Consider the following 3,176-nt stretch of genomic DNA (forward strand, 5'->3'; position numbering starts at 1 on the left):
TGTAGGGGAGGTGAATCGATTTGAGATCGGGGAGAGTGGCTTTGATAAAATGAGGTTTGGTTTTCGTCATTCCCGCGTAGGCGGGAATCCAGCTTTTTTCTTGGGGATGGATCCCCGGGTCAAGCCCGAGGATGACGGGAGAGTCGGGGTTTAGTAACTCCTTACACAACTCATAAAACGCCACTTCCCCCTCGCCGCTGATGATGTAATCGGCATGGCTAAGATCGACACGATGCGGCAGATGTCCCGCTTCGGGCCCGCCGAGGACGATAACGGTTTGAGGAGAGACTTTTTTGAGGGTTTGAATTAGTTCTGAACACTGTGACGCGTTCCAAATATAGACTCCGATTCCGATAATACGGGGAGAGTGTTTTAATAAATCTTCAGCAATACTCTGTATTTGCTCATTCATCGTAAATTCGATGATTTTTGTCATCGGTTGCAGCTCACCCATATTGGCATAAAGATACCGAAGCCCCAAGGCAGTGTGGGCGTAGCGGGCATTGAGAGTGGTGAGCACGATAGGTGTCATAAAATTTCCGATGCGATATTAAAAATAGTATGGTATTCTATCCTAATGTGTTGTTTCTAAAGGAGTTTTTATGGATTATATTCGCACTCTGGATTCATTGGGGATTGAGGATATTGCTCTTGTCGGAGGTAAAAATGCTTCATTAGGAGAGATGATTAGCTCACTCAAACCACTGGGGGTAAAAGTACCTGAGGGGTTTGCTGTGACCGCTGATGGGTATCGTCTCTTTATCCAACACAACCATTTTGAACCTAAAATAAGAGCTTTCTTCGAAGGGGTAGATTTAAGTAATATTGAGTCTCTGAACCGATGCGGAGATGCTATTCGCTCTTTGATGCTTACGGGAGAGATACCAGAAGTTCTTAAAGCAGAGATTGCCGAGAGCTACCGAATGATGGAACTGCAATACGTTATGAACTCCGTCGATGTAGCGGTTCGTTCCTCCGCAACTGCTGAAGATCTCCCCGATGCGAGTTTCGCGGGTCAGCAGGAGAGTTATCTCAACGTACGCGGAGAGACAATGCTGATTGAGCACGTCAAACGGTGTTTTGCATCGCTCTTTACCGACAGGGCGATCAGCTATCGTCACAGCAGAGAGTACGATCATTTTGCGGTGGCACTTTCGGTGACGGTTCAGAAAATGGTGCGGAGTGATCTTGCATCTAGCGGGGTGATGTTTACGATCGATACCGAGAACGGTTCGGAGAATCTGATCCTTATCAATTCGATTTACGGGCTGGGGGAGAACATCGTCGGCGGACGGGTGAACCCCGATGAATTTTATGTGTTTAAACCGACATTGCGTGAGGGCAAAACGACGATTCTAAAACGGCAGCTCGGTTCTAAAGCACTTACAATGACCTACGATGAGCGTCATCACACGATGAATCTCTCTACCCCTAAAGAGCGGCAAGATCATTTCTCGATTAACGATGAGGAGGTGGCGACATTGGCACGCTATGCCCTCACCATCGAAGAGCATTACAGTACAAAAGCGGGAGTCTACCGTCCGATGGATATCGAGTGGGCGAAAGACGGTCTTAGCGGAGAACTGTTCATCGTTCAAGCCCGTCCCGAGACGGTACAAAGCCAAAAACTAAATACAAACACTTTGGAACAATACCATTTAAACCAAACCGATGCCAAAGTGCTTCTCAGTGGTAAAGCGATTGGAGAGAAAATCGGATTAGGCAGGGTTAAAATCATCCACTCTCCACATGAGGGGGAGCAGTTTAATATCGGAGATGTTTTGGTGGCCGACATTACCGATCCTGATTGGGAACCGATTATGAAAAAAGCTTCGGCGGTTATTACCAACCGTGGAGGACGAACGTGTCATGCCGCCATCGTTGCGCGTGAGATCGGTGTTCCTGCCATCGTCGGAACGGTGAATGCGACCGATCTACTCCACGATGGGGATGAAGTGACGGCGAGCTGTGCAGACGGCGAGAGCGGGCGTGTGTATGCGGGGATCGTGGGTTATGAGATCAGTAGGATCGATCTAGGGTCACTCGCTCCGACCAAAACTAAACTTTATATGAATGTGGGAAATCCCGATATCGCCTTTCGAGTGGCACGTCTGCCGAATGATGGGGTAGGGCTGGCTCGGATGGAGTTTATCATCACCCATTATGTCGCGGCACATCCGATGGCACTGGTGGAACTAGCGCAAGGCAAAGTGATAAAAGAACTCAAAGGGGTGCGAAAAGCGATGCGGGGATACGATGATCCCAAGCGCTTTTTCATTGATAAAATAGCCGAAGGGGTCGGGATGATTGCGGCGGCGTTTTATCCACGTCCCGTCATCGTTCGCACCAGTGATTTTAAATCGAATGAATACAAGCACATGGTCGGTGGCGCGGCATATGAAAATGATGAAGAGAATCCGATGATTGGATTTCGTGGAGCCAGCCGCTATTATTCACCGGAGTATAAAGAGGCGTTTGAGTGGGAGTGTGAAGCCCTGAAGAGAGTACGTGATGAGATGGGTCTGGATAATGTGAAGGTAATGTTGCCGTTTGTCCGCACACCCGATGAGGGACGCAGAGCGATCGCAGTGATGAACGAAGCGGGATTGGTTCAAGGGGAAAATGCTCTGGAAATATACGCGATGTGTGAAATCCCATCGAATGTTATCCTCGCCGATCAATTTTTGGAAATTTTCGACGGCTACAGTATCGGCTCTAATGATCTTACTCAGCTTACTCTCGGCGTTGATCGTGACAGTGCTTTGGTCGCATCCGTATTCGATGAGCGAAATCCTGCCGTCACACGGATGCTCTCACAGGCGATACATGCGTGTAAAGAGCGGGGAAAATATATCGGAATCTGCGGTCAAGCTCCCTCGGATTATCCTGAAATCACCCGATTTTTAGTTGAAGAGGGGATCGATTCGATCTCTCTCAATCCCGATTCGTTGCTAAAAATGCGGCAGGTGGTGAGTGCGTTTGAAGGTTTACGAACGGTTTAGTATCTTCTCTTTTTCCACTTCGTACTCTTCGGGTGTCAAAATCCCTTCATCCAAAAGCGATTTTAGTTTTGTTAAATGATCGTATCTATCCGCTTGGTTATGTTCTTTTGGTGAGATACGCTTCATCATTCGTCCGATCAGCAGATAGAGTAAAACTCCGAGAAACGGTAAAAA

Annotated in this window: 3 protein-coding genes; 1 reads left to right on the top strand and 2 read right to left on the bottom strand. The window is 47.9% G+C overall.

Annotation, left to right across the window (positions count from 1 at the left end; translation table 11 throughout):
- Positions 1 to 532, bottom strand: a 532-nt coding sequence (locus WA010_RS02250) for a cobalamin-dependent protein (RefSeq protein ID WP_422555554.1), incomplete at its 3' end; no start/stop codon positions are given.
- Between the two features lie 70 nt (positions 533 to 602).
- On the opposite strand from WA010_RS02250, the gene ppsA reads away from it, so the two are divergent.
- Positions 603 to 3,002, top strand: a complete 2,400-nt coding sequence (gene ppsA, locus WA010_RS02255; protein WP_422555555.1) for a phosphoenolpyruvate synthase — start codon at positions 603 to 605, stop codon at positions 3,000 to 3,002.
- On the opposite strand, the gene WA010_RS02260 is transcribed toward ppsA, so the two are convergent.
- The coding region (locus tag WA010_RS02260; protein ID WP_422555556.1) for an SHOCT domain-containing protein at positions 2,988 to 3,176 on the bottom strand (189 nt) is incomplete at its 5' end. The two genes, ppsA and WA010_RS02260, sit on opposite strands and share 15 nt — an antisense overlap.

This window comes from Sulfuricurvum sp., from assembly GCF_049305995.1.
In the GTDB taxonomy this organism is placed as follows: domain Bacteria; phylum Campylobacterota; class Campylobacteria; order Campylobacterales; family Sulfurimonadaceae; genus Sulfuricurvum.

Excerpts from the sequence above, each read along its gene's own strand:
- ppsA (WP_422555555.1), top strand. The coding sequence starts at position 603 with ATGGATTATATTCGCACTCTGGATTCATTGGGGATTGAGGATATTGCT.